A 26,289-nucleotide genomic window follows, 5' to 3' on the forward strand; every position below is an offset into this window, starting at 1 on the left:
TGGGTGTCCGCCGGGCCGAGCCTCGGCTCAGCGGGCTGTGTCCGCCTCCTGGACCGGCGTGGGTGTCCGCCGGGCCGAGCCTCCGCGCGGCCCGCGCGGCGTGGCCGGGCGGGCGGGGACGAGCTTGAGGCCCACGACACAGCCGACGATGCCCGCGATGAACACCACGCGCAGGACGGTGACGGGCTCGGCGCCCGTCGCCATGCCCCACAGCACGGTGAGGGCCGCGCCGGTACCGGTCCACACGGCGTAGGCGGTGCTGATCGGGATGTGCCGGAGCACGTACCCGAACGCTCCGAGGCTCAGGACGATCGTGACGGCGAAGACGAGCGTCGGGCCGAGACGGGTGAACCCGTCACTCTCGCCGAGGGCGGTCGCCCAGACGGTCTCGAACGCCGCGCTGACGAACAGGACGACCCAGGCCATCAGCTCACCACCTTGAGGCCGACGACGCAGGCGACCAGGCCGAGGACGAGGGCGATGCGGGCGGTCGACGCGGCCTCCTGTCGCCGGGCGATCGCGACGAGGACGGTCAGTGACGCCCCGATGCCGACCCACACGGCGTAGGCGGTGCCGACCGGGATCGTCTTCATGGCGATCGCCAGCCCGACCATGCTCAGGGCCATGCCGGCGACGAAGACGATCGTCGGCACCACCTTCTTGAACCCGTTCGACGCGCCGAGTGCGGTGGCCCAGACGGCCTCGAGCACGCCGGACAGCACCAGGACGACCCATGCCATGTGTTCCTCCGATCCGAAGTCGTACGAGCGTACGACTTCACGACCCCCAGTTCTAGCACGAAGTCGCACGACTGTGCGAACATTGCTGGATGGCGCGCAGCATCGACCTCGAGGAACGCCGTCGGACCGTCTCCGAGGCCGCGCACCGGGTCCTCGCCCGCGACGGGCTCGGCGCGCTGTCCGTCCGCAACGTCGCCGCCGAGGCCGGACTGCCCCCGAGCACCGTCCGCTACGTGTTCCCGACCCAGGCGAGTCTCCGCGAACACGCCATCGCGCTCGTCTTCGACCGCACGCGCGAGCGCATCGCCGCCATCCCGGACGACCTGCCGGTCCGCGAGCGCGTCCGGGCCGTGCTCGTCGAACTGCTGCCGCTCGACGCCGAGCGCGTGGTCGAGCTCGACGTCTACCTGGCGCTCGGGAACGCCGCGCTGACCGACCGGGAGCTCCGACCGACGCTCGACCGGGTCGTCGCCGACATGCGCGAGTGGTGCGAGCGCGTCCTCGTGATGCTCGGGGTGCCCGAGGGGGACCGCGCGTACGAGGCCCACCGGCTGCACGCCCTCATCGACGGCCTCGCGATGCACGCCGCCCGACTCGAGCCCGGCGCGGAGGGGGACCGGGCGGTGGGCGTGCTCGAACGGCACGTCGACGGGCTCTCGGCTCCGCGCTGACCGGTTCGCCTATCCTGTCCGGGTGACGAGCACCCGCGCCCGCCCCGTCACGACGCGCTCCCGCAGCCTCACCGGTCCCGGTCTGGTGCTCGCCGCCGTCGTGGCGCTGCTCGCCGTCCGCATCGTCTCCCCGGCGGTCGGCACCGCGGGGCTGCCCGACGTCCTGCAGGACTTCCTGACGCTCGCCATCAGCGTCGTCGTCGAGTCCCTGCCGTTCGTGGTGCTCGGCATCGTCCTGTCGATCGTCGTCGAGGTGTGGGTCCCGCACGGCGTCCTCGAGCGGATCCTGCCGACACGCCCGATCCCGCGCCGAGCCGTGATCTCCCTGATCGGCATGCTCTTCCCGGTGTGTGAGTGCGGCAACGTCCCGCTCGCCCGCGGCCTCATGCTCCGCGGGTTCACCCCGGCCGAGGCGGTCACGTTCCTCGTCGCGGCGCCCATCCTCAACCCGCTCGTCATCATCAGCACCGCGCAGGCGTTCGGGTGGTCCGGGTGGATCCTCCCCGCCCGCATCGTCGGCGGCTTCGTCGTCGCGAACCTCGTCGGCTGGATCGTCGCCGCGCACCGCCGGCCCGCAGACCTGCTGCTCCCCGCCTTCGAGGCCCGGTGCCGCGCAGCCGTCGGCGCCCCGCCGGTCCGGGACAAATGGCGGGAGAGCGCGTCGCACTTCGGCGGTGAGACCGCGACGATGATGCCGGCACTGTTCGTCGGCGCCGGTCTCGCCGCCGCGATCCAGGTCGCCGTCCCGCGGAGCGCCCTCGTCGCGGTCGGGGCGAACCCGGTGCTGTCCGTGCTCGCCATGATCCTGCTGGCGATGACCGTGTCGCTGTGCTCCAACGTCGACGCCTTCTTCGCGCTGTCCTTCGCGTCGACGTTCCTGCCGGGCTCGATCACGGCGTTCCTCATCATCGGGCCGATCATCGACGTCAAGATGATCGCGCTCCTCCGCACGACGTTCCGGGCACGCTTCCTGGTGCTGCTCGCCGTCGTCTGCGTCCTGTTCGCCGCGACCGTCGGGTTGGTGATGAATGTCCTCGTCTGAGCGCACCGTGTTGCGTCGCACCCTGCTCGGCCTCGGTTCGGTGCTGGCCGTCGCGGTCGGCACCCTCTGGCTCGGCATCGCCGACCACCTCGACCTGTACATCAACCCCCGCTACGCCACGTTCACCCTCGTGCTCGCCGCCGTCGCCGTGCCCGCGTCGATCGCAGGGCTCGTCGTGGTCGCCCGACACGGCGCGCACGCCCACGACGGGGACCCGGAGCCGCGACCGGCCGGCGGTGGACGCCTCCTGCACGTGGTGCTCGGGTCCGTCGCGGCCCTCGTCACGGTCGGCACCGTCGTCGCGATGCTCGTCCTGCCACCCACGACGCTGTCCGCCCGGACCGCCCAGCAGCGGAGCGTCGGGTCGGCGTCGCTGTCCGACGCGACGGGAGCCGGTGCCCCGGTGACGCTCCTCGGCAGCGAGTCCGTCGACACGTCCGAGTACGGCGTGAAGGACTGGGCGGCGCTCATCCGGCAGACGACCGACACCACCGCGCTCGTCGGTCGCAAGCTCACCCTGACCGGGTTCGTCGTCCCGGGCGACGACGGATCGTTCACCCTCACGCGCTTCGTCGTCAGCTGCTGCGCGGTCGACGCCCAACCGGTCGGCATCGGCGTGACGACCGACGACGACGTGCCGGACGAGGGCGCGTGGGTCCGGGTCGAGGGCGCGCTCGCCGCGAACCCGGACACCGCCTCGGACGCCCGTCTCGTCATCCGGGCGGCGGACGTCACCCCGGTCGACCAGCCCTCGGACCCGTATGAGTACTGAGTCCCGTCCCCGGCGCCCGGTCACCCACCGCTTCCGCCGCCGGTTCGTCGCCACCGTCCTGGTGCTCGCCGTCATCGCCGCGCTCGCAGCCGTGGTGGGGTCACAGCAGGGCCCACGGCTGCGGTCGGTGTCGTACGACGCCGGTGACCTCGTCACCCGGCCGGCGCAGCGCGTCATCCTCACCGCGAACCAGGCCGTGCAGCAGGTGCCGGCGTCCGCCGTGCGCGTCCGCCCCGCGGCACCGTTCTCGGTCACGTCGAGCGGCAACACCGTCGCCGTCGAGTTCGCCGGCCCGCTCGCCTACGACCGCGAGTACACGCTCACGGTCCGCGGGGTACGGGCGCCCGGCCAGGCGGCCACGTCGGAACTGCGCACCACGATCCGCACCGGCAGCACGGACGTCCTGGCCGTCGTGCCGGGGACGGACGGCGGGCCGGACAGCATCGTGCGCCGGGGCCTCGACGCAGCCGGGGCGGAGACCGTGTACCGCGCGCGGGGCATCCGGGAGTACGCCGTCCTCGCCCGCTCCCTCGTCGTGCTCCGCGACGACCGCGACGGCGGCTCGGCGATCGACGTCGTGCCGCTCGCCGGCGGAGTGCAGGACGACGCCGTCCCCGTCGAGCGCCTGTCGATGCCGAGCTCCCGCGGCTCCGCGAAGGCCCTGCACGCGGCCGACGACGGCTCCTCGTTCGGGTTCGTGTACGCCGACACGTCATCCGGTCGCTCCGAGGACGTCGGTCTGTACGTCGTCGACCTCACCGGCACCCACCAGCCCGAACCGGTCGCGGCCGACGGCACCCCGACCGCCGGCGCGACGCCGATCTCGGTCGCGCAGTGGGCGTACGTGCCCCGGACCGCGAGCGCCCTCGTCCGGACGGGCACCGACGACCTGGTGCTCGTCGACATGAGCGGCCGGAACGACGCCGTCCGGCTGGGCTCGGCCACCTACCTGCACGGTTTCGTCGGCTCCGGCACGACCGCCGTCGTCGAGACCGGCAACGGCATCGTCCAACTCGACCTGACGGACGGCGACCGCACCGACCTGCCGGCACCGGCGGCCAGCACCGACTCGACCTACCTCGGTCGGATCGCGCCGATCGCGGAGGGCGTCTACCTGCGGGTGGTGGGGTCGGTCCGCGCGGACGGGACCCTCGACGCGCGCATCGTCCGGGTGGACGGAGCACGGGCCTCCCGGCTCGGGGTGACCGTGCCGGACGACGCGAGCATCACCGCGGTCTGTCCGTCGCCGAACGGGCAGTTCGTCGCCGTGGCGACGCAGTCGTCCGGCGGGGCGCTCGTCAGCGTGGTCGACGCGACCTCGGGGGCGCTCGAGGCGTCCCTCGCCGGGACCGCGATCGACTGGTGCAGTGCGCTGCCGACCGGCGACGAGGTCGGCTGACCCACGCGCCGGGTCAGTGCCGCAGCGTCTGCCGTGGGTACTCGCCGAACCGGTTCAGGTACTCCCCGGAGAACCGTCCCATGTGGCTGAAGCCCCACCGCGAGGCGATCTCCGCGACCGAGGCCGACCCCGGCTCCGCCGCGAGCAGGTCCGCCCGGACGTGCCGCAGGCGGACCTCGCGCAGGTAGTTCATCGGGGTGCGGTCGAGCGTCCGCTGGAACGACTCCTGCAGCGCCCGGACGCTCAGGTCGGCGGCGCGGGCGATGTCCGACACGCTCAGGGGCTCGCCGGCGTGCTCGTGCAGGAACTCGACCGCGGCGCGCAGCCGGGCGTTGCGGCGCTCACCGTAGCCGTCCGGCTGGGCCTCGCCCTGGAACCGGTACAGCCCGAACAGGGAACGCGCGACGTCACGCTGGGCCTCGTGCCACGCGAGCGACGAGGAGCCCTCGGTCCGCAGGGCGCGGACGGCGGCGGCGACGGAGCCGCGCCAGAACTCGACGGCCGCTGCCGTCGGCGGCGTGCTGCGATCGAACGCGAGGGTCCCGTCGACCAGGAACTGCTCGGCCGCGACGTCGAGCACGAGGTCGCGGCGCAGGTGGACGAGGCGCTGGTCCCAGTCCTCGTACTCCATCTCGAAGCGTTGCTCGATCGGGAACAGGGTCGGGACGCCCGGCTGCATCCGGACCTCGTCCCGGCCGACGTCCACGCGGGCACGACCGGCGTCGATCCACTGCACGACGACCTCGCCCTCGACGGCGACGTCGCCGCGGAGGTGGCCGTGCATCTGCGAGCGTCGGATGCTCATCCGGTCGTCACCGACGCCGACGTACTTGTACCAGTACGTCCGGTCGATCGGCGAGGAGTACCAGGACCGTCCGGCGTACATGCCGGCGAGGTCCTGGATCGCGCCACCGGTGTCGGTGCCCGACACGGCGACGATCGCGCCGGTGGGCGCCGGGGACTCCGGTGTCGTCATGGTCCCACCCTCTCTCGGTGCAGCGCTCGGATGCGAGCCGCTCGGCGCGGTGTGCCCCGATCGACGGCGTTCCGTGGACCTTCGGGGCGTCTTACGGAGGTCCCGGTCAGGATCGCCACGGGACGGGGGACGGACGGGAGGCCCGTCACCAGCTGGTGGCGGGCCTCCCGTCCGGCGCGCCCCGGCTGGCGACCGCCGGACGGGAGGGGCGGCGGCGTCAGGCGAGCGTCGCGGCGTCGATGACGAAGCGGTAGCGGACGTCCGAGCTGAGGACGCGCTCGTATGCCTCGTTCACCTGGTCGGCGCTGATGAGCTCGGTCTCCGGCAGGATGCCGTGCTCGGCGCAGAAGTCGAGCATCTCCTGGGTCTCGCGGATGCCGCCGATCGACGAGCCCGCCCAGCTGCGGCGGCCCGGGAGCAGCGCGAACGCGGGGACCTCGAGCGGCTCGGACGGCGCACCGACGTTGACCATCGTGCCGTCGACCTTGAGCAGGCCCAGGTGTGCGGCCATGTCGATCTTCGCCGAGACGGTGTTGATGATGAGGTCGAACGAGCCGCGGAGCTCCTCGAACGTCTGCGGGTCCTTCGTCGCGTGGTGGGCCTTCGCGCCGAACTTCAGCGAGTCCTCCTTCTTGGAGGTGGTCTGCGACAGGACGGTGACCTCGGCGCCGAGGGCGGCGGCGATCTTCACGCCCATGTGGCCGAGTCCGCCGAGGCCGACGATCGCGACCTGCATGCCCGGTCCGGCGTTCCAGTGCCGGAGCGGCGAGTACAGGGTGATGCCGGCGCAGAGCAGCGGCGCGACCCGCTCGATGTCGAGCGACTCGGGGACGCGGAGGACGAAGTCCTGGTCGACGACGACGGCCTGCGAGTAGCCGCCCTGCGTGATGGTGCCGTCGGCGCGGTCGACCGAGGCGTAGGTGCCGGTGTTGCCCTTCAGGCAGTACTGCTCCTGGCCGGCGAGGCACTGCTCGCACTCGCGGCAGGAGTTCACCATGCAGCCGACACCGACGAGGTCGCCGACGGCGTACTTCGTGACCTCCGAACCGACCTCGGTGACGTGACCGACGATCTCATGGCCGACGACCTGCGGGTACTCGATGCCGCCCCACTCGCCGCGGACGGTGTGGATGTCGGAGTGGCAGATGCCGGCGTAGGCGATGTCGATCATGACGTCGCCGGGCAGGAGGTCGCGGCGCTCGATGGTGGTCTTGACGAGCGGCTCGGTCGCGGACGGTGCCGCGTACGCGTTGACGGTGCGCAAGGGTCTCCTCGTGGGGTGGGATGGGGTGGGGATGGCGGGCCGGGTGCGGCCCACCGTCGATCCTGCCCCCGTCGCCCGACCTGAGACAGGTACGGACGGAGCACCCCTCGTGCCCGGGGTCAGCGGGCCGGAGCCGTCCCGGTGGGCTGGAGCGGCCCTCGGGTCGGAGTCGTCCCGGAGCCGTGCCGTCAGCGGGCCGGAGCCGTCAGGGAGCCGGGGCCGTCAGCGGGCCGTGCTGCTGGACGCGCGGACGACCAGCCGCACCGGCTGCACGTGGTGGCGCGGGGGACCGTCGTCGCCGGCGATGCGGGCGAGGAGCTCCTCGGCGCCGACCCGCCCCATCGCATCCGGCTCGTGTGCGATGACCGTGATGCCGAGGACGTCCGCGAGGTCGAAGTCGTCGAACCCGACGAGGGCCGGTCGATCGGTCCGGTCGACGAGCGCGCGGAGTGCCCCGGTCGTGATGCGGTTGTTCGTGGTGACGATCGCGGTCGGTGCCTCCTGGCCGTCCACCAGGTCGCGGACGGCGCGGGAAGCCTCGTCGAGGTCGTGCGAGTCGCTGCGGACCCATCGTTGCCAGTCCGGCACACCGACGGCCCGCATGGCGTCGCCGAAGGCGTGCACGCGCTCGCGGTGGGTCGACAGGCGGCTGAGGTCACCGACCAGGCCGATGCGGCGGTGTCCACGCTCGAGCAGGTGCTCGACCGCGGTCCGGATGCCGCCGGCGTTGTCGAGGACGACCGTGTCGGCGTCGACGTCCGCCGGTGCGCGGTCGAGGAACACCACGGGCGTGCCGAGTGTCCGTTCACGAGCGATCAGGGAGTGGTCGTCGTCGGCGGACACGACGAGCAGGCCGCTGACGCGGCGTTCGACGAGCTGCGCCACGAGGGTGCGCTCCCGGTCGGCGTCCTCGTCGTTCGAGGTGGAGAGCAGGCTCAGCCCCGGTTCTCGGAGCGCGCGCTCGGCGCCCCGCGCGATGCGTGAGTAGAAGGGGTTCGCGACGTCGCCGGTGACGAGTCCGACGGTGGCGGACCGCGCGCCGGCACGGAACTCGCGGGCGAGCGTGTTCGGCCGGAACCCGAGCTCGGCGGCAACGGTCAGGACCCGGGCCGCGGTGTCGGCGGCCACGTACCGCTCGCCGTTCACCACGCGCGACACGGTCTTCATGCTGACGCCCGAGCGCTCGGCGACGGCGCGCAGCGTCGGTCGCTCGGTGCTCACCTCGTCATCGTACGGTCGTCCGGTTTCCTGGGTGTTCCTTGACACGACTCACACCGAACCGTTAGAAACGTCCGGTGTGACAACGCTGTCATGGTCGACGCGGCGTCACTCCTCCCCAACCACGGAAGGTGACGATGTCGTCATTCGGTTCCCGGCGCAGCCGGACCATGCAGCAGATCAGCGGCCGGAGCGGGTTCGGGACCCGCGCCACGGCCGTCGTGCTCGGGGCGGCGCTCGCCGCGTCCGGCGCACTCCTCGGGGCGGTCCCGGCGCAGGCCGCGTCCGGGCCCTTCACCACCTCGTTCGAGGCGGGTGACCCGGCACCGCTCGCGAACACCCCGCTCACGCCGTCGACGACCGTCACCGGGTCGACGCTGCCGCCCGGGAGCCTCCTCGGGCACGTCACGAGCGTCACCGCCGACGCCGAGAACCCGCCGAACGAGGTCGCCGCCGCCCTGGCCGACGGGAACGCGGACTCGAAGTGGCTCGCCTTCCGGAACACCGGCGTCATCACGTACCGGCTCGACCAGCCGGAGACGCTCCGGGCGTACTCGCTCACCAGCGCCAACGACGCCCCCGGCCGCGACCCGGCGGCGTGGACGCTCGAGGGCTCCACCGACGGCACGACGTGGACCACGGTGGACACGCAGGCCGGGCAGACCTTCGCCGGTCGCGGGGAGACGAACGAGTACACCGCGGCCACGCCCGGCTCGTACGACCGGTACCGTCTCCGCATCACGCAGAACAGCGGTGACGGCATCACGCAGCTCGCCGACTGGAGCATCTCCGACGGGTCCACCACCCCGCCCCCGCCCAGCCCGATGGTCACGCAGGTCGGCGGCGGTCCGGTGTCCGGGCTGAACATCCGCTCGACCGTCGGCTTCAGCGGGACCAAGGCACTCCGGTACGCGGGCGCCCACGTCGGCACCGGTGGGGCCAGTGCCACGAACGTCCTCTACGACGACGTCGCGATGCCGATCACCGCGGACAGCGAGCTCAGCTACAAGCTCTTCCCCGAGCTGAACGGGGACACCGCCTACCCGGCGACCTACGCCGCGGTCGACCTGCAGCTCAGCGACGGCTCGCTCGTGTCCGCGGACCCGCAGGTCACCGATGAGAACGGCAACCGCGTCTCGGCGGAGGCCCTCGGTGCCGGCAAGGTCTTCTTCGTCGACCAGTGGAACTCGATCCGGATCCCGCTCGGCGCACTCGCCGGCAAGACCGTCGACAAGGTGCTGTTCACGTACGACGACGACGCCGCGGGCACCAGCGCGTCGACGAAGTTCCAGGGCTGGGTGGACGACATCCGCATCGACCCGGCGGCCGAGCGCATCGACGGCTCGAGCCTGACGGACTACGTCGACACCCGCCGCGGCACGAACTCCTCCGGCGGCTTCTCGCGGGGCAACAACATCCCCGCCGCGGCCGTCCCGAACGGCTTCAACTTCTGGACGCCGATGACGGACGCGTCGAGCCAGTCGTGGGAGTACTCGTGGCAGTCCGACAACGACGCCGACAACCTGCCGCGCCTCCAGGGCATCGGCATCTCCCACGAGCCGAGCCCGTGGATGGGTGACCGCAACCAGCTCGCGATCATGCCGTCGACGTCGGGCACGACGCCGAACGCCTCCCTCGATTCCCGTGGACTCGCGTTCGACCACGCCGACGAGGTCGCCCGACCGGACCTGTACTCCGTGAAGACCACGTCCGGGACGGTGGCCGAGGTCACCCCGAGCGACCACGGCGCCGTGCTCCGGTTCGCCTTCCCGGCGAGCAGCGGCAGCGTCGTCCTCGACAACGTCGGCTCCGACGAGCGCACCTCGATCACGATGGGCGACGACGGCACCGTGACCGGGTGGACCGAGGGCGGCTCCGGCCTGTCCGTCGGAGCCACGCGGATGTTCTTCGCCGGTCGGTTCGACACGGACCCGTCCGGCACCGGCACCGCCGCGGGCGACCGCAGCAGCGCCCGCTACGCCTCGTTCTCCGGGCTGACCGGCGACCACGTCGTAGAGCTCCGCCTCGCCACCTCGTTCATCTCCCTCGACCAGGCGCGGCACAACGCCGACCTCGAGCTCTCCGGCAAGTCGTTCGAGCAGGTCCAGCAGGCCGCCGCCGCCCAGTGGAACGAGCGGCTCGGTGTCGTCACCGTGCCGCAGTCCGCCGCGAGCGACACGCAGCTCCAGGCGCTCTACGGCTCGCTCTACCGGATGAACCTCTACCCGAACTCGCAGCACGAGAACACCGGCACCGCCGGGGCACCCGTCTGGGAGCACGCCAGCCCGAACGTCGCCCCGAAGGGTGCGGCGACCGCCACCACGACGAACGCCGTCGTGAAGGCCGGCAAGGTCTACGTGAACAACGGCTTCTGGGACACCTACCGCACGGTCTGGCCGCTCTACTCGATGCTCTACCCGGACGTCGCGCAGGAGCTCGTCGACGGGTTCGTCCAGCAGTACCGCGACGGCGGATGGACGCCGCGCTGGTCCTCGCCGGGCTACGCCGACCTGATGACCGGCACGAGCTCCGACGTCGCCTTCGCGACCGCGTACCTCGACGGTGCGGTGGACACGAAGACCGCGCTCGAGGCCTTCGACGCCGGGTACAAGAACGCAACGACCGTCTCGACCGACGTCTCCGGCGCCGGACGCAAGGCGCTCGACCAGTCCGCCTTCCTCGGCTACGTGCCGGACTCGTTCCACGAGAGCGTCTCGTGGGGTCTCGAGGGCACCATCAACGACTTCGGCCTGGCGAAGATGGCCGCGGCGTTGGCGGAGGACCCGGCCACGCCGGCCGACCGCGTCGAGGAACTCGAAGCCGCGGCCGCCTACCTCGACGACCGGGCGGAGGACTACGTCAACCTGTTCGACGCGGAGGCCCAGTTCTTCCAGGGTCGGAACGCCGACGGGTCCTTCGAGGTCCCGGCGGACGAGTTCGACCCGGCCGAGTGGGGCGGCGCCTTCACCGAGACCGACGGCTGGAACTTCGCGTTCCACGCCCCGTTCGACGTGCAGGGCCTCGCCGGCCTGTACGGCGGGGACGAGCAGCTCATCGCGAAGCTCAAGGAGTTCTACGCCACCCCGGAGACGGCCGAGAACGTCGGCTCCTACGGCGGACAGATCCACGAGATGCTCGAGGCGCGCTCGGTCCGGATGGGCCAGCTCGGCATGAGCAACCAGGTCTCGCACCACATCCCCTACATCGCGGCAGCCGCGGGTGACCCCTCGCTCACGCAGCAGGTCGTCCGCGAGAGCATGCGCCGGCTGTTCGTCGGCAGCGACATCGGGCAGGGCTACACCGGTGACGAGGACAACGGCGAGATGTCGTCGTGGTTCGTGTTCTCCGCGCTCGGCCTGTACCCGCTCGCCCAGGGCTCCGGCCAGTACACGATCGGGTCGCCGCTCTTCTCGCAGGCGACCGTGCACCTGCCCGGTGGTGACCTGCGCGTGAACGCGGCGGGCAACAGCGCGCAGGACGTCTACGTGCAGTCGGCCTCGTTCGACGGGAAGCCCCTGGACCGTGCGGTCATCGCGCAGTCCGCCATCGCGAAGGGCGGCACGCTCGACTTCCGCATGGGGTCGACGCCGTCGAACTGGGGCGCCGGCAAGACGCAGGGTGCCGAGGGGCTCGACGCCCCGGCCGTCGCACCGAAGCCGCTCGTCGACGCCACCACCCCCGGGTTCGGCGTCACGACGAGTGACGACGACACCGTCGTCGGTGCCCTCACCGACGACGAGTCCCTCACCGCGACGACCTTCTCGAGCGCCACCCCGGCGATCACGTGGAAGTCCTCGCAGGGTCCGGTGACCGTCGACCAGTACACGGTCACCACCGCGGCGAGCGGCGCACAGCCGACCTCGTGGAAGCTCGAGGGATCGAGTGACGGCACCACCTGGGTACCGCTGTCGACGGTCGCGAAGAGCACCTTCGACGCACCGCTCCAGACCCGCCCGACCACGATCGCCCAGCCGGCGGCGCTGACCTGGTACCGCCTGTCGGTCACCGGGACGAGCACGGGGAAGGCGCCGTCGATCGGGGAGGTCGAACTCCTCGCCGACAGCAGCAAGACCACCAGTGCGTTCGCCGTCGAACCGACGCCCGGGCTCACCGCGGAGGTCGGGCAGTCGTTCACGGGCGACCTCGCCGCGATCACCGGGCCGGGCACGGAGGCGTCCGACTACACGGTGACGGTCGACTGGCAGGACGGGTCGGAACCCCAGCAGGTGACGCCGACGAAGTCGGCGCTCGGTGCCTGGGAAGTGCCCGGCGAGCACACGTTCACGACGGCCGGCGAGCACACCGTCCACGTCGTCGTCCGCTCCGGCACGGAGATGGCGAGCACCGACGTCCCGGTGACGGTCTCGCGGACCGCACCGAGCCTCCAGGGCGCGTTCGACAACGTCTGCATCGGTGACCCGGGCCAGGCCGCGAACTGCGACTTCGGCGGCCGCGGGTTCTCCCGCTCGGCGCTCGCCGCCGACGGGTTCGTCCAGGGCGCGACGAACACCGTGCCGGGGACCGACCTGACGTTCGACCTGCCCGCCGTGGACCCCGGCGAGCCGGACAACGCGACCGGGAACGGCCAGACCATCCCGGTCCCGACGGGCACGGACATCACCGAGCTCGCCGTCATCGGCACCGCCAACGAGCGGGCGCAGCAGACCGTCGGCACGATCCGGTACTCGGACGGCACCACCGCCGACCTGCCGATCGAGTTCGGCGACTGGACGGCCTCGCTCGCGGCGCCGCGCTTCGGGAACACGGTCGTCGCGACGAGCGACCACCGCACCGTCGGGCTGAACGGCAGCGACGGAGTGGCGGCGGGTGTCTTCGCGACCCCGGTCACCACCGTGCCCGCCGGCAAGCAGGCCGTGTCGATCACCCTGCCGACCCAGACCGGCTCGCCGTCGAGCGCAGGACGGATCCACGTCTTCGCGATCGCGACGAACGGCACCCGGGTGCCCACCACGGCGCTCGCGGCCACGGCCGGCGCACGCCTGAGCGGGACCGCCGGCGAGGAGGTCTCGGGCACGCTCGCGACCGCCACCGGCGGCACGATCGGGACCGGGACGACGACCGCGACCGTGAACTGGGGTGACGGGTCACCGCTCGAGACCGCGACGGTGACGGTCGCCGACGGCATCGCGACCGTGACCGGTGCGCACACCTACGCGACGGCGGGCAGCCGAGACGCCGTGGTCACGGTCGACGACGGCACCGGCAGCGCGAGCGTGCGGACCCCGGTCGAGATCGCGGCGGCGCCGGTGTGGACGCCGACGCTCACCACCTCGGCCGGGTCGGGGGTCCGTCCGCGGGCCGCCGTGCACGTCACGGGTGCCGGGTTCGCCGCGGGGGAGACGGTCACGGTCAGCGTCGACGGGGAGTCCGTCGGCACCACCGCGGTCGTCGCAGCCGATGGATCGGTCGCCTTCGACGTCACGGCTCCGGGCCGTCCGGGCAGCCACAGCGTCTCGGCGATCGGTGACCGGTCGGAGACCCTGGCGACCGTGGCCTTCCAGGTGGTCGTCCCCGGCAACGGCGGGGGCAACGGCGGCGGGAACGGCGGCGGCTCCGGGAACGGGGGCGGCAACGGCGGCGGCTCCGGCAACGGCGGCGGCTCCGGCAACGGCAGTCCGGGGCACGGCGGCGGCCACGGTTCGTGGGCGCCGGAGTTCCGGCTCCTCGCCGAGGCCGGCACCGAGGGCACCGTCGTCGGCTACTCCGGCAGCGGCTTCGCACCGAACGAGCGCGTCACCCTCACCCTGCACAGCACGCCCCTCGCGCTCGGCACGGTGACCGCGAACGCCGACGGCGTGCTCAGCGGCACCTTCACGGTCCCGTCGGCAGCACGGCCCGGTGCCCACGAGGTGCAGGCGCGCGGTGCGACGTCGGCGGTCACGGTGAGCGCCGCGTTCCGGGTCCTCGCCCGGCCCGCAGCGGACGCCGGACGCGCACCCGCCGAGCCCGGCCGCTGGGGTGGCCTGGCCTCCACCGGGTCCGACGTCGACCCGGCCCGCTGGGGCCTCGTCGCCGGAGCGCTCGTGCTGCTCGGCGCCGGGATCACCGCGACCGTCGCGGTCGTGCGGCGCCGTCGGAGCCGGCTCGGGTAGCGGCGGATGACGGACGGGAGGCCCGGTGCCAGCTGGTACCGGGCCTCCCGTCCGTCTGTGCGCGCGTCGCGCGCGTCGTGGCCGTCGCTCGCTGTCGCGCTCGGGGTCAGCTCCTGACCCGTGGTCCCTCCGCTCGTGCTGCGGCTGCTCGCTCACCCGGACGTGAGCGCGGGCGCGGGCGAGCGCGGGCGTCGGCCGGGCGCCGGCATGTCCGACTGCGTCGTGGTCAGCCCTGGGCGCGCGCCATCCGCTCGCCGGCGATGCGCGCGAAGCGCAGCGGGTCGCGGAGTGCATCGTCGGGCTCGCCCGTGGTCTGCGTGGCGATGACCGTGAGCGAGGCCGCGATCGAGAACCCGTCCAGGCGGGCAGCGACGTCACCCGCGACGAGCGCGACCGGCGTCCCGGCAGCGGCCGCGATCGCCGTGACCACCGTCGGGGTCTTGCCGGCCGCGGTCTGCCCGTCGAAACGCCCCTCGCCGGTCACCACGAGGTCGGCGGCAGCCACGGCGTCCGCGAGGCCGAGCGCCTCCGCGACCGCTCCCGCGCCGCTCCCGACACGTGCGCCCCACGCGAGGAGACCGAATCCCGTCCCACCGGCGGACCCGGCACCCGGTGTCGCCGGGTCGACCTCGGGGAAGTGCGCTGCCCAGCGGGCGAGACGTGTCTCGTGCACGGGAACGCGGTCGGGGGTCACGCCCTTCTGCGGGCCGAACACGGCGGCTGCGCCTGCAGGACCGAGCAACGGTGACGTCACGTCGCTGAGGACGGTGACGCCGAGCGGGGGGAGCGGTCGCAGCGACGTGCGGTCGACCGCGGCCACGTGGTCGAGCAGGGTGCCGCCGGTGGCGTTCGTGGCGTCGGCGTCGGCGCTGTCGTCCAGCGCGATCCCGAGTCCGAGCGCCCGGAGCCCCCCGACCCCGCCGTCCGTCGAGGCGCTGCCTCCGATGCCGAGCAGGAGGCCGGTCGCCCCGGCGTCGAGCGCGGCCGCCACCGCCTGCCCGAAGCCGGTCGTGTGCGCGGAGTCGGGCTCCGGCTCGTCGAGCAGACCGAGCCCGCTCGTCGCCGCGAGTTCGACGACCGCGCGGCCGTCCGGCAGCCGGAGCCAGGAGGACTCGACGGGACGGTCGTCCGGCCCGGTCACCCGCACCGGCACGCGCTCACTCCCGGGAACGGCGGCGGCGAAGGCGTCGATCGTGCCCTCCCCGCCGTCGGCCATCGGCAGGAGGACGAGTTCGTCGTCGGGACGTTCGGTCCGCCAGCCCGCCGCGACGGCCTCGGCGATGTCAGCCGCGGACGCGGTGCCCTTGAAGGAGTCCGGTGCGATGACGACGCGCATGGCGACACGCTACCGGCGCCGAGGGGCCCGATCTCGCGCTGGGGCGCACGGTGGAGAAAAGGAAGACCCGGCGCCAGAGGCGCCGGGTGGGTGGCTCCAGTATGACACACATCACGAGTGTCACCAACCGGTAGGGCGCCAAAGCCGCCCGACCTCTTCTGGCAGTTGGACATCCCTGAAGTCCTCCGGCCGCAAGGTGTACCACCAGTGCCCACCGACACCGGCGGCGGAGTCCCCACGCAGCCGTCCGGCCGTCGGGCCCGGGGTCGGGTTGACCATGCCGACCTGAACGAGGGTCCGGGCATGCGCCACCGGGAAGGCCAGATCGCTGTCGTTGCTGACGACGATGGCGGCGTCGACGCGCCCGTCGAGCACGTCGATGAGGAGGTGGGAGGCAACGTTGACGTCCGACCCCTTCTCCTCACGCCGGGCGACCGACACGATGAACGATGCGCCTGGGACGTCCGCCCCGTCTGCGTCCTTCACTTGTACGGGCCAGTCCGAGCGGGCGAGTGTCGGGCGGCCACGGCGGTCCGGAACGGCGAGTGGCGCTGCTGTCACGCGGGTCACGAAGTTCCCGAAAGCAAGCTCGTCGACGCTCCGCGCCGCAGCAAGGGCCCTGAGGTAGGTGTCTTGATCACGCTGCCCGCTGACGTTCCCGACACCGCTGATACGCGCTGTGCAGAAGACCACGCGCTCCAGAACCGCACCGCGCCATCCAGATCGGGCCACGAGCCGTTCACCGAAGGAGCGGAGGTCGAGCCACCTCCACCCGGTTGAAGCGCGTCCGCAGAGGCCCCTACCGCCGTAGTAGAGGTTGAAGCCGTCGACGTAGAGTCCCACCCGCATCCCCGAACGGTAGTTGCCCACACGAGCTCGCCAGGGGACTTGTGGAGAACCGTGCATGTGATGATCCGCGTACCCCTCGGCACCGCGCACATCACCCTCCGCCTACCGTTGCCGTCATGACCGACGACCGACGCCGCGAACTCGGCTCCACCGACGCCCCCGTGGAGGACGAACTCGCCGAGTCCTTCGACGCGACCATCGAGGAGGGCGCCGAACGGCTCCAGCGGACGACCCGCGCCGTCCTCATCACGGGCTTCTTCGGCGGCCTCGAGGTCGGCCTCGGCGTCATGGCGTACCTGGCGGTCCTCACCGAGACCGACAGTCACCTGCTCGCCGGACTCGCGTTCGGCATCGGCTTCATCGCCCTGCACCTGGCACACAGCGAGCTCTTCACCGAGAACTTCCTCATGCCGGTCGCCGCCGTGGTCGCCCGTGAGGGGACCGTGATGCAGCTCGTGAGGCTCTGGGGCGGCACCCTCCTGGCGAACCTGGCGGGCGGCTGGGTCTTCATGTGGCTCGTCGTGCAGGCGTTCCCGCAGTGGCACGTCACCCTGGCGGAGTCGGCCCGACACTTCATCGACGCGCCGTTCGGCCTGCAGAGCATCGTGCTCGCCGTCCTCGGCGGCAGCACCATCACCCTGATGACGCGCATGCAGCAGGGCACGGACTCGGTCCCGGCGAAGCTCGTGGCCGCCGTCGCGGGCGGGTTCCTGCTCGCCGGCCTCCAGCTCTTCCACTCGATCCTGGACTCGTTGATGGTGTTCGGGGCGATCCAGGCCGGGGAGGACATCACCTACGGGCAATGGCTCGGGTGGTTCGGCTACACGCTGCTGTTCAACGTCCTCGGCGGCCTGGTGCTCGTGACGGCGCTCCGGCTGCTCCGCACGAAGGAGCTCATGCAGGACCGGCGCCACGACTCCCAGGACGACCCGGAGCGCGCGGACCACGAGCAGAGCTGACGCACGGCGGTACCCGAGCAGACGGCTCAGAGCGCGAACCGCGGGTGCGGCACCCCACCGGTCGCCAGGTCCGCGAGCATCTCCCCGAGCACCGGCGCGAACTTGAACCCATGCCCGGAGAACCCGGTCGCGACGGTCAGCGGTCCGCGGCGGTCCATCACGAAGTCGTCGCTCGGCGAGTTGTCGTACAGGCAGCTGATCAGCGCGGGAGCCGAGGCATCGACGCCCGGGACGAACCGGGCCACGTACGCCTGCAGCCGCTCGACCTCGGCGGCGACCGGTGTCCGGTCGCGAGCGTCCGGGTCGACCACCGGTCCGATGCCGTGGAACCCGACCTTCACGCCCTCGCCCGGCGTCAGCAGGCCGTACACGTCCCCGCCGTCGAGCGGGTAGTGGACGAAGGACGGCCACGCCTCGTCCGGCAGGTGGCTGGGGAAGTGGGCGGGCTGCTCCTGCGTCACGCGGATGGCCGGGAGGCCCGCCCCACGTCCGGCGAACAACTCGCCGACCAGCGTGGGCGCCCAGGAACCGACGGCCGCCACGACGCTCGGTGTCGTCACCGCAGTGCCGTCGTCGAGGTGGACGGTCACGGTGTCGCCGTGGTCGTCCAGCCCCGTCACCCGGACCCCGAAGCGGAGGGCCGCTCCGTCGGACGCGGCCAGGTCGAGCAACGCCTCGACCGTCTCGGCAGACCGGATCCGGCCGGCGGTGCCGTGCGCGAGCACATGACCCTCGAACGCCAGTCCCGGCCAGCGAGCCGCGGCCTCGTCGAGGTCGAGCCGTTCGAACGGAACGCCAGCACGCTCGAGTGCGTGCGCGATCGCGTCGATGACCTCGGGCCGACCGTGGTCGACGGCCCCGGTGCGGTCGAGCAGGGTCCGACCGGACGCTGCTTCGAGCGCTGCCCAGGCGTCCCAGGCGCGCTGCGTGAGGGTGACGTAGTCCGGCTCGGTGTAGCCCATCCGGAAGATCCGCGTCGCTCCGTGTGAGGAGCCGTGCTCGTGCCCGCGGTCGTGTTGTTCCACGAGCAGGACGCGCTCGCCGCGGGAGGCGAGCGTCCGGGCTGTGGCCGCACCGACGACACCGCCGCCGATGACGACGTGGTCCGGGGAGCCAGGTACGTGGACGGCCATGCGATCAGGCTAGGGCTCACATCGCCCCGAGACCTTCCGGAGCGCCCGCCGTCCGATCGGGAGTCTGTCCGCATCGCCGGTGTCCCCGGGCGGCGTGACCGGACCCGGGTCGGAGACCACCGGTCGATCGGAGCTGGTCCGGGACAGCCCGCGACGTCGGCTTCGAGCAGCCTGGCACTGCGTCCTCGCAGCGCCTGAGCGCCCTTCGGCGATCACTCGTCGACGATGCCGTCCACGTACACGAGCTGCGAATGCCCGGTCGTCCCGCGCAGGACGACCAGGTGGTCGCGGTTGCGCATCGTCTCGATGTGGGTCGCCCCGAGCCGCTTCAGCGTGGCCACTCCGTCCGCAGGACTCCGTGCGGGCTCGTCGTGTGCTGGCCATGACGAGCCCTCACCGAGACTCACGCCCTCGCTGCCGCCCTGGAACTCGATGACGCCCGTGACGCGCTCGACCGTGTTGAACGCGTCGCGGAGGTTCGCGGAGGACTCGACCACGTCGGTGGACGACGCCGTCCAGCGGTAGCCGGCGACGAGCTCGAGCGTGTCCAACGGGACGTCCCTGCAGCTCGAGGTGATCAGGTTGCACGTGCCGTACACCGACTCGTTCGCGAACACCTGCTGCACCCCGAACGATCCGAGGAAGACCGCGGCGGTGACCACCGCGGTGATGACGATCGTCCGTCGTTGTTCCTGCACGCGCACCCTCCGAGCCCCCCTGACCGTGCCACAGACGCGGTACTCATGCGACCGCATGACAGCGATCACGGGGCGGGCACCCGGCCGACTCGCAGGAGGATCGGGGCCAGGGAGACCGTGAGGGAGAACTGGAGCGAGTGACGGGAATCGAACCCGCGCTACCAGCTTGGGAAGCTGGAGTTCTACCATTGAACTACACTCGCGCATCCCGTCGAACGGGACCGCACCAGCCTAGCGGATGATCCGCTGGATGCCAGCCGAGCGCTCCCGCGAGCCGCGGGGCGGGCGCGATCCGGGCCTCCCGTCTGCCCCTGTCTCTCCGCTGTGAGCCGCCGTTCCCGACGGACACTCCGGGACGCCGTGTGTACCGTCCAGGGAGATCGAACGCGTCCAGCACGACCGACCCGAGGAGGAACCGGATGGTCAGGCATCCCCTCATCGACGATGTCGTCGGACCGGCCATCGTCGTGGATTCGAGCGCCCCGGTGGTGTGGCTCACCGAGTCCTTCGACTCGCTGCTGCGTCGTGCGTCCGCCTCCGGGCGCACGGTGGTCCTGCGGACCGGCCCGGAGGCTGCGCTCACCCCCGCCCTCCGGCACGCGCTCGGCACCCACGGTGCCGCATGGGCGGTCCGGGGGTCCGACGGCGAACTCCGCGACGCGCGGACCGGCGTGCGCGCCGCCGGCATCGAGGACTTCGCGGAGCACGGACCGGAACTGCTCGGCGACCCGTCACCGGAGCACCGGGATGCCCTGGGCTCGGTCCGGCAGATCAGCATCGACCTCACCCTCCGCCACCACGACGAGCGGTCGGTGGACATCGGTTCCGCGATCGAGGCACTCTGCGCCGCCGTCGACACCTGCCCGACACGGTGGGGTACCTCCGAGCCGCTCACCTCTGCCTGGGACCGTTGGGTCGTCACGCAGTACGCGAAGCACGAGTCGCCGGGCATCAGCACGTCCTACGCCGTCGGCGACGGCATCTCCGCCACGATGACGGCGCACCTGACCGACGGGGTCGTCGTCGAGACGATGTCCGCGGTGCTCACGGTGCCCGAGGGTGGCACCGACCCCGGTCTCGCCGGCCGCCTGCTGGACGCCGTGCGCCGGGTCGCGAGCGACGTCGAGCCGGTGTTCGGCGTCGTCATGCAGCGCCGCGGGGACGCCGACCACCTGGTCCGCGCGGTCTCGTACGGCGAGCCGGAGCCGCTCGCGGTGATCGTCGGCCCCGAGGCCACCCGATTCCTCGACCGCCGCGGCGAATGGCCGCCGGTCCGCACCACGACCGAGACCTTCGCCGGCGAGGTCGGCGAAGGCCTCGTCGTCCGCTTCGAGGACGGCTGGACCGCACTCGAGTCGTTCCTCGACCGCATCGACGAGGACCGCTTCCTGCAGCTCGTCGGCGGGGCTCCGCTGGACCCGGCCCACGACGACGGTGCACTCGGGGCGCACGCCATGCAGCACGGCGGGCAGGGGTCGCAGGGTGCCGCGTGAGGTGACCCTGCTGTGTCGCGGCCCGGTCGAGGTCCGCGACGTGGCCGAAGCCCTGCTCCTGCACGACGACTCCTGGGGCGTCCGTGCACTCGACGACGGCCCGATGACGCAGGTCTGCCGTGACGCGACGCACCCGGTGATCACGGTGCTCGGGGTCCGTCGGGTGGATTCCCTGGACGAGGTCACCCGACTCCTGCCGGACGCCCCGGCGATGTCCGTCCCGCTGTGGTGGGTCGACACCGTCACACCGCTCGGCGCAGACGGTGAGGCCGGGGTCACCGCGGCCCTCGAGGCGTCGCTCGACCTCGATGCGGTGTGCATCGTGCACGGGGACTGACGACCCGAATACCAGCAACTCACCGATAGAGGGGCCGAAACTCTCCCGGCGGCGGCTATCCAAACAAACGGATTTGACCCGAGCGACGGTCGGCCGAGTGCCTGCCGTTCCTCGTTCCGCAGAGCCCGCCCTTGTCCGGGACTAGCACGCCCCTCATGATGTACGAGACGCTGCCTGAGCGTTTCCACTCAACGATCTCCCGTTCAAGCGAAGTGAAGAGGAAGCACGGTCACCCTCCCCACCCTCCGACATGAAAGGATCAGCGTATGACTAGGCAGAGCGCTGACGCTTTAAGCCAAAGGGAACGACTTGGCGCACTATTCGACGTGAACGAGCAAAAACTGCGTCTTGCCTTGGACGAAGCGCGTGCAAGTTTCGACCATCGTGGAATCAAAGGGGATGTGGTTGAAGGGGCTGTTAGAACATTCCTACGTGGGCACCTCCAGCGGGTCTTCGACGTAGGGACTGGGGAGGTCATCGATCAATTCGGTCACCGCAGTCCACAACTCGATGTCGTCGTGTCAAATAGCGACCAGCCATTTGCGTACCCGATCGACGCCTCTGGTCTTTATTTAGCTGAGGGGGTATCGGCGGTAGGGGAAGTTAAGTCCAAACTGAACAGCGCTTCGCTGCAAGACATTCTTACGAAAGGCCAACAGATACGTCAGATACGGCCCCGGCCGCTGCAGGGTGACGAGGTATACGGTAATCCAGTAGATATCGATAGATACGTGATGTCACTACCGTACTTCGCTATCGCAATCGAAAGCGACATCAGTACCGAGTCAATCCTAAAGCGACTTGCGGATGCTCCCCTCCTGCCAGCTGGTGCAACAGATTCAGGGAGAAGGCTGCCTTCATTAGATATGCTCGTGGTCCTCGACAGGCGCATGACGGCTATGTTCGTAATGGACGGTGGCAGTATCCATTTGCTCGAATCGGATGGCAGCGACGTCGAAGGGTGGGGGCTCGTTCATCCTGGTAGACCGCTCACGGACCTCTTTCTTTGGTTGAACACAAATGTTACTCGTGTTCGGCGACATACATCCATTGCTATTCCATACCTGGTTCCGACGTCTCGTGAAGAATTAGACTGGATTCGAGAAGCACGCAACTAGGTTATCTCGGATATTGCCAGATAGTGTGAGGCACACCGGACATGGAAAGGCTCCTTGGGTCCAGCGGCACGATCGGCGTTTCGAGATCGCGTAGGCTGAGCTAACGTCGCGGGTGATGCGTGTAGAAAACACGATCAACATATTGCTCTACCGCTTCGGGCAGCAGAATAAATCCACAGTTGAGGCAAACTAAATGATCGCCGTGTGCGTCCATGCGCTCAAGGCAAAAACAGTTGACGTCACCAAAATCCCACGAACGTTCCATGATCAGATGGTCTCATGGGTGCCAAAGCCTTACGAGTGGGACCAGTCACCCTGTGGAGAACCTGCTGTGGTGGTCCCCCTGTTGAGGCCAAGCACCATCGCCGCGTCTGGCTTGAGCGCTTCCGAGTAGGTTCGGCGTTGTGGACAGGCCCGCCATGCCGCACGTTGCTGGACTTAGAGTGAGTCGGGCACGAAGGAGGGGGTGCCTGCGGGGCGAACGAAAATGACTTGCCGCTTCGCCCGTGTAATTGCCACTCGAAGCAGGCGACGATCTGCGCTCTCGTCCTTATCCCCGATCTTGACGAGGGGCCTGGAATACCTGCCCTCCACGATGATAGTGGCGTCGAACTCCTTTCCCTTCGACTTGTGCATTGTCATGACACTAACGGCAGATTGATTGGGGTCCGAGTCGGAAACGACATCATCGGCGAAAGTCTCCGCTAGCGTTTCTGCTGCACGGCGATAGCCCCGCTCTCCATCCCAGACTTCAGCAAGAATCCAAGAGAGCGCGTCGGTGGCTTTGAGTAATTTCACTAAGCGGGCCTGTCGCTGAACCTCCAACAACTCTGCCGCGCCGATCAACTGAGCAAGCGCTACTTGCCAGTCGACTGTTGCGACACCACCATACGCCGTGACGAATGAGTAGTTTTCCCAGAGGCGGGATCCCAGCCCGGAGCGAGGACGTCTCCCACTCGCGATCGCGTCCCGAGCTCTTTCAACCTTGGGAACAGTTTTTGCCGCCCCCAAATTGCCACCGGCTGCTTTGATGCGGAAATAGTCACCCACCAGCCGCAATGTAGCGTCGATTCCCGTGGCACGCTCAAGGAGTGGCCACTCTAATATCGAAGCCACCACCAGTCCTGCAGCTGCGGCGAGGGCTGGATCCCAGTACAGCTGGTGCTCGATTGGCGGCAGGGTTAGCGTGTTGCTTACAGTACGCAAACTTGCAATGGCGTCTGAGGCAGAAACTGCACCAGAGTTCGTTCTTGTAAGCACCGCCACTGTTTCATTTCCGGAGTTCAACAGTTGTTGAACTTGGAGGTGAATCGACGCGTCCGGCGTACCGCTGTAGTAAAGCACTTCCTTGACGTCGTCCGAATACGCACAAGGAAGATTCTTCAAAACGGAGTTTGCAAAGTGCAGGATTTGGCTGTTAGGGCTTCGGTGGTTGTCGCCACCTAAGTCGAAGACTTCGGCTCCTAGTGCATCGATGGCGAGGGGAAGACGGCTTTCATCCACGCCGGGAATATAGTCAAATATCCGCTGGTCGGGATCAGCTAAACAAACGACGGTACTCGCCTTACTGAGAGCCAGGATCACGCGCCACTGCCCCTCATCTGTGTCTTGAAACTCGTCAACGAACACGAAGGGGTATCTGGCGCTGTATAACGCGGCGATGCCGGGAAACCGTTCGAATATGGTTGCGACAGTGGCGGCAAGATCTGAGAAAAAAAGCGTTCCGTCCTGCCGTAGTAGTCCTATCCGCGACGGCCAATCTTTGCCCCATATAGATTGCTCGCGCTTTTCCTCGTCCGGCCAGACAATGCGAGGCTCCTTACCGTTGATCAGGCGCGCATGAGCTAGGACGATTTCGATGAAGATCGAGTGGAATGTTCGGATCTCGAGATGGGCGGCAACGTCGTCAATCACGAGATCCTTCATCCGATCCTGCACTTGTCGGACCGCCGCGCGAGAGAAGCTGAGGAACAAAACATACGATTCTAGGGGCAGGAGCGAAGCGCTATTGCTAGCCTTGAGTAGCGCAATGGTGGTCTTGCCGCATCCAGGCCCACCTTGAATTACGATGTGGCCGTCGGAGGCAAGGATTCGCTCGCGGCTTTCATCAAGGTCAAGCATCGGCATCGGCATCGGCATCGGCATCAGGTGCGCCACTATCAGGGCGCTCTACGGAACTGCGCGACGCAACATCCGGCGTCCGAGAGATTTGTTGTTCTCGGTCATCGACGGTGGGGTCATCAACGTTCCGGTTATCAGAACTGGCGTCACGTGCGAATTCAATCTGCGCTCCGTTGCCTGCCTGAGTGAGGTCCTGGTGAATGAGACGCAGCAACTCAACATACGACTGAGGCAACTCACTGACTTTCGTAGCTTCACTCACCAGTCGAGCCGCGTACCCATAGTTCGCCCCCTTGCGGCTCTTCAAGACCTTTCGCAGGGTCTTGTCTACCGTTGAAGCTGTGCTGTCGGCGTCCAAAGCTGAGCCCGACGGGTAGTCGGCGAATTCCTGCGCTTTCAACAGGAACCTCAGCTTTACCTCGGTCGGAAGCTCTGCGATGAGGAGATCCTCGACTCCTGATTGGTCGATTTCCTGGTATTCGTCGAATTGTTCGGTCTTCGTCATCAGGTCTTCGCTCAGCGGCTCTGTCGGCCTATCGTGGATTCCGTAAACGCGCTTACCCATGCCCTTGAAGACGGGTGCATAGAGCGGTACGGAGACGTCGTTGTTGGCATCGAGTATCGAAAGGCCGAGTAGGTCCGGATGTACAAAATCCTCAGATGGATCAGCGTCCATCACATCTGCAACAACTGGAAAGACCGAGGCTTCGGTGGAACCTTCGACTACGAGGACGCCTGCGGCTAGGATCGCTTCGGCGAACTGTCGACGATTCTCGCGATAACGTTTCTCTTTGAAATCGGGGGGTAGGGCGATTGAACTGCCCAGTAGGTGTCCGCCGGTATCACGAGTCAGTACGAGAATCTGATCAGGGTCGAAGCGCTCGATCACGTACGGAGAGTGGGAAGTGATAATAGCTTGCCCCATGCGGCGTTTCACAAAATCGACGAGACGTCTCTGAGAGTGCGGGGGAATAGCTATCTCGGGCTCTTCAAGTGCGAAGATAACGGATTCATTGCCGCGCAGTTCGGCGATGTAAGTCAGTAGTCCAAAGACGATCAGGTTCAACGTGCCAGTGCTGAGTCGATCGAATGGCACTGGAATGTCCCCGGGTGCGGTGGCCATGAAGAGTCGCATGGTCTCTCTAATGTTCGCACGAGTTAAATCTGAGGCGCGGGCAGTAACGGCGGCGTTGCCGGGCGTTAAAGCGACAAAATTTGCTAGACGCTCGTGCACCGATTTTACTATTCCTCCGAGTTTAGATTCGTCTGCGACCTCGATCGCGGAGAGTGAAGCTCGTAGGGTTTCCCAGAGGGAAAGCTGACTACTGTCTTCGAGCCGGAATATCGTGTCGAGGAGCGAGCCGCGCTCGAAGCTCAGGGCTTTCCGGCCGGTGCGATTGGGTCGAAGATACAGAAATCCACAATAGCGTTTGTCTTCGCGCGTGAACGACCGACGGCCACCGCCCAATTCATCCTCACGCCCGGGGCGGATGGGATGTGAGAAGAACGTTGCTCCTTCGAAGTCGTCCTCGTCCAGGTTGTAGCGACCGACAAAGAGGACGGGAAGTGCCCACGGGAGGCTTGTTAGTTGCTCGTCTGTTAGTCCTCCGTCGGCGTCTGCGGTCTCGTCGGCGAATTCTGAGGTTTCCGGATTCCACTTACGCAAATGGTTCGCGAACCTACGCTCCGCTTCCGGGCTGAGATTCGTCAGAACTACATGTACCTCGATCTCGGTTGGTACCCCGTCGTCATCCAAGTATGCGGAGGCGTAGAAATCGTGTTCGTCGATTGGCGGTCGGCGCATGAGTCTCTCCGCGCCCAGAGCGAGGTCCAGAGCTTCGCAGATCGTCGACTTGCCTGCCGCATTCCCGCCAACTAATAGCGCATCGCCGGAAAAGTCAACATGGCCCTGTCGGGCGCCTCGAAAGTTTCTTACACGCAGCGTGCGGACTTGCATTGCCGGGCCCTCCCCAAGTCGACTCGGCTGTTCCGAATCTTGCTCAGCATATGGCTGTCAGAGCGCAGCCGGAAGGAAGATCCCGCGGAGAGT

At 69.1% G+C, this 26,289-nt stretch carries 20 protein-coding genes and 1 tRNA gene; 9 read left to right on the plus strand and 12 right to left on the minus strand.

What is annotated here, in order from left to right; genetic code table 11:
- Window positions 1–27 precede the first annotated feature (27 nt).
- Window positions 28–426: a multidrug efflux SMR transporter gene (locus DEI91_RS03230; protein WP_111050910.1), complete on the minus strand. Its 399-nt coding sequence runs from the start codon at window positions 424–426 to the stop codon at window positions 28–30.
- The gene (locus DEI91_RS03235; protein ID WP_111050911.1) at window positions 426–740 is read right to left on the minus strand and encodes a multidrug efflux SMR transporter; all 315 of its coding nucleotides are present in this window, start codon (window positions 738–740) and stop codon (window positions 426–428) included. The genes DEI91_RS03230 and DEI91_RS03235 overlap by 1 nt, the downstream gene beginning before the upstream one ends.
- 89 nt (window positions 741–829) lie before the next feature.
- Here DEI91_RS03235 and DEI91_RS03240 point away from each other — a divergent pair, with 89 nt between their 5' ends.
- The 4 genes from DEI91_RS03240 to DEI91_RS03255 are packed head-to-tail and all read left to right on the plus strand — an operon-like array spanning window position 830 to window position 4,624.
- Complete coding sequence (locus DEI91_RS03240; RefSeq protein WP_111050912.1) at window positions 830–1,411, plus strand: TetR/AcrR family transcriptional regulator; 582 nt, start codon at window positions 830–832, stop codon at window positions 1,409–1,411.
- Window positions 1,412–1,433: 22 nt separating this feature from the next.
- The gene (locus DEI91_RS03245) at window positions 1,434–2,453 is read left to right on the plus strand and encodes a permease (RefSeq protein ID WP_181439455.1); all 1,020 of its coding nucleotides are present in this window, start codon (window positions 1,434–1,436) and stop codon (window positions 2,451–2,453) included.
- A 7-nt stretch (window positions 2,454–2,460) separates the two neighbouring features.
- Entirely contained in the window at window positions 2,461–3,225 is a 765-nt protein-coding gene (locus tag DEI91_RS03250) for a TIGR03943 family putative permease subunit (RefSeq protein WP_220038038.1), read from the plus strand.
- Window positions 3,215–4,624 carry a hypothetical protein gene (locus DEI91_RS03255; RefSeq protein WP_146244185.1) on the plus strand — a complete coding sequence of 470 codons (1,410 nt, stop codon included), beginning with the start codon at window positions 3,215–3,217 and terminating at the stop codon, window positions 4,622–4,624. The genes DEI91_RS03250 and DEI91_RS03255 overlap by 11 nt, the downstream gene beginning before the upstream one ends.
- 13 nt (window positions 4,625–4,637) lie before the next feature.
- On the opposite strand, the gene DEI91_RS03260 is transcribed toward DEI91_RS03255, so the two are convergent.
- The 3 genes from DEI91_RS03260 to DEI91_RS03270 form a co-directional block, all read right to left on the minus strand.
- A complete protein-coding gene (locus tag DEI91_RS03260; protein ID WP_111050915.1) occupies window positions 4,638–5,600 on the minus strand; it encodes a helix-turn-helix transcriptional regulator in 963 nt (320 codons plus the stop codon).
- Window positions 5,601–5,817: 217 nt separating this feature from the next.
- Window positions 5,818–6,864 carry an NAD(P)-dependent alcohol dehydrogenase gene (locus tag DEI91_RS03265; protein ID WP_111050916.1) on the minus strand — a complete coding sequence of 349 codons (1,047 nt, stop codon included), beginning with the start codon at window positions 6,862–6,864 and terminating at the stop codon, window positions 5,818–5,820.
- 222 nt (window positions 6,865–7,086) lie between these two features.
- Window positions 7,087–8,085, minus strand: coding sequence for a LacI family DNA-binding transcriptional regulator (locus DEI91_RS03270; RefSeq protein ID WP_220038039.1), 999 nt, complete (start codon window positions 8,083–8,085; stop codon window positions 7,087–7,089).
- Window positions 8,086–8,252: 167 nt separating this feature from the next.
- Between DEI91_RS03270 and DEI91_RS03275 the strand changes: the two genes are divergently transcribed.
- Window positions 8,253–14,195 carry a GH92 family glycosyl hydrolase gene (locus DEI91_RS03275; protein WP_181439456.1) on the plus strand — a complete coding sequence of 1,981 codons (5,943 nt, stop codon included), beginning with the start codon at window positions 8,253–8,255 and terminating at the stop codon, window positions 14,193–14,195.
- A 226-nt stretch (window positions 14,196–14,421) separates the two neighbouring features.
- On the opposite strand, the gene DEI91_RS03280 is transcribed toward DEI91_RS03275, so the two are convergent.
- Both DEI91_RS03280 and DEI91_RS03285 read right to left on the minus strand, forming a co-directional pair.
- A complete protein-coding gene (locus DEI91_RS03280; RefSeq protein WP_111050917.1) occupies window positions 14,422–15,531 on the minus strand; it encodes a glycerate kinase in 1,110 nt (369 codons plus the stop codon).
- Between the two features lie 120 nt (window positions 15,532–15,651).
- Window positions 15,652–16,380 (minus strand): NYN domain-containing protein, encoded by a 729-nt coding sequence (locus DEI91_RS03285; RefSeq protein WP_111050918.1) that lies wholly within the window; start codon window positions 16,378–16,380, stop codon window positions 15,652–15,654.
- 116 nt (window positions 16,381–16,496) lie between these two features.
- On the opposite strand from DEI91_RS03285, the gene DEI91_RS03290 reads away from it, so the two are divergent.
- Window positions 16,497–17,339, plus strand: a complete 843-nt coding sequence (locus tag DEI91_RS03290; RefSeq protein ID WP_111050919.1) for a formate/nitrite transporter family protein — start codon at window positions 16,497–16,499, stop codon at window positions 17,337–17,339.
- A 26-nt stretch (window positions 17,340–17,365) separates the two neighbouring features.
- Here the strand turns inward: DEI91_RS03290 and DEI91_RS03295 are convergent, their stop codons facing one another.
- The 3 genes from DEI91_RS03295 to DEI91_RS03305 all read right to left on the minus strand — a co-directional run bounded on the left by DEI91_RS03295 (window position 17,366) and on the right by DEI91_RS03305 (window position 19,373).
- Window positions 17,366–18,472 (minus strand): FAD-dependent oxidoreductase, encoded by a 1,107-nt coding sequence (locus tag DEI91_RS03295; RefSeq protein ID WP_111050920.1) that lies wholly within the window; start codon window positions 18,470–18,472, stop codon window positions 17,366–17,368.
- Between the two features lie 212 nt (window positions 18,473–18,684).
- Window positions 18,685–19,170 (minus strand): hypothetical protein, encoded by a 486-nt coding sequence (locus DEI91_RS03300; protein WP_146244186.1) that lies wholly within the window; start codon window positions 19,168–19,170, stop codon window positions 18,685–18,687.
- A 129-nt stretch (window positions 19,171–19,299) separates the two neighbouring features.
- Window positions 19,300–19,373: transfer RNA gene (locus tag DEI91_RS03305), tRNA-Gly, on the minus strand.
- Window positions 19,374–19,589: 216 nt separating this feature from the next.
- Here DEI91_RS03305 and DEI91_RS03310 point away from each other — a divergent pair.
- From DEI91_RS03310 to DEI91_RS16445, 3 genes are all read left to right on the plus strand, one after another.
- On the plus strand, window positions 19,590–20,663 hold the full coding sequence (locus DEI91_RS03310) for a DUF6177 family protein (RefSeq protein ID WP_111050922.1): 1,074 nt from the start codon (window positions 19,590–19,592) through the stop codon (window positions 20,661–20,663).
- A 1-nt stretch (window position 20,664) separates the two neighbouring features.
- Entirely contained in the window at window positions 20,665–21,000 is a 336-nt protein-coding gene (locus DEI91_RS03315) for a hypothetical protein (protein ID WP_110890645.1), read from the plus strand.
- A 266-nt stretch (window positions 21,001–21,266) separates the two neighbouring features.
- A complete protein-coding gene (locus DEI91_RS16445) occupies window positions 21,267–22,118 on the plus strand; it encodes a DUF6602 domain-containing protein (protein ID WP_146244187.1) in 852 nt (283 codons plus the stop codon).
- Between the two features lie 438 nt (window positions 22,119–22,556).
- Here DEI91_RS16445 and DEI91_RS03320 read toward each other — a convergent pair whose 3' ends face one another.
- Together DEI91_RS03320 and DEI91_RS03325 are read right to left on the minus strand one after the other, a co-directional pair.
- The gene (locus tag DEI91_RS03320; protein WP_111050923.1) at window positions 22,557–24,275 is read right to left on the minus strand and encodes a UvrD-helicase domain-containing protein; all 1,719 of its coding nucleotides are present in this window, start codon (window positions 24,273–24,275) and stop codon (window positions 22,557–22,559) included.
- Window positions 24,232–26,196, minus strand: coding sequence for an ATP-dependent endonuclease (locus tag DEI91_RS03325; protein WP_111050924.1), 1,965 nt, complete (start codon window positions 26,194–26,196; stop codon window positions 24,232–24,234). The genes DEI91_RS03320 and DEI91_RS03325 overlap by 44 nt, the downstream gene beginning before the upstream one ends.
- Between the last annotated feature and the right edge of the window lie 93 nt (window positions 26,197–26,289).

The organism is Curtobacterium sp. MCBD17_032 (genome assembly GCF_003234855.1).
Taxonomy (GTDB): domain Bacteria; phylum Actinomycetota; class Actinomycetes; order Actinomycetales; family Microbacteriaceae; genus Curtobacterium.

Coding starts and splice junctions, on each gene's coding strand:
- DEI91_RS03235 (WP_111050911.1), bottom strand. CDS start 740: ATGGCATGGGTCGTCCTGGTGCTGTCCGGCGTGCTCGAGGCCGTCTGG.
- DEI91_RS03280 (WP_111050917.1), bottom strand. CDS start 15,531: ATGCGCGTCGTCATCGCACCGGACTCCTTCAAGGGCACCGCGTCCGCG.
- DEI91_RS03290 (WP_111050919.1), top strand. CDS start 16,497: ATGACCGACGACCGACGCCGCGAACTCGGCTCCACCGACGCCCCCGTG.
- DEI91_RS03325 (WP_111050924.1), bottom strand. CDS start 26,196: ATGCAAGTCCGCACGCTGCGTGTAAGAAACTTTCGAGGCGCCCGACAG.
- DEI91_RS03295 (WP_111050920.1), bottom strand. CDS start 18,472: ATGGCCGTCCACGTACCTGGCTCCCCGGACCACGTCGTCATCGGCGGC.
- DEI91_RS03240 (WP_111050912.1), top strand. CDS start 830: ATGGCGCGCAGCATCGACCTCGAGGAACGCCGTCGGACCGTCTCCGAG.
- DEI91_RS03230 (WP_111050910.1), bottom strand. CDS start 426: ATGGCCTGGGTCGTCCTGTTCGTCAGCGCGGCGTTCGAGACCGTCTGG.
- DEI91_RS03275 (WP_181439456.1), top strand. CDS start 8,253: ATGCAGCAGATCAGCGGCCGGAGCGGGTTCGGGACCCGCGCCACGGCC.
- DEI91_RS03260 (WP_111050915.1), bottom strand. CDS start 5,600: ATGACGACACCGGAGTCCCCGGCGCCCACCGGCGCGATCGTCGCCGTG.
- DEI91_RS03285 (WP_111050918.1), bottom strand. CDS start 16,380: ATGCGGGTGGGACTCTACGTCGACGGCTTCAACCTCTACTACGGCGGT.
- DEI91_RS03310 (WP_111050922.1), top strand. CDS start 19,590: ATGGTCAGGCATCCCCTCATCGACGATGTCGTCGGACCGGCCATCGTC.
- DEI91_RS03255 (WP_146244185.1), top strand. CDS start 3,215: ATGAGTACTGAGTCCCGTCCCCGGCGCCCGGTCACCCACCGCTTCCGC.
- DEI91_RS16445 (WP_146244187.1), top strand. CDS start 21,267: ATGACTAGGCAGAGCGCTGACGCTTTAAGCCAAAGGGAACGACTTGGC.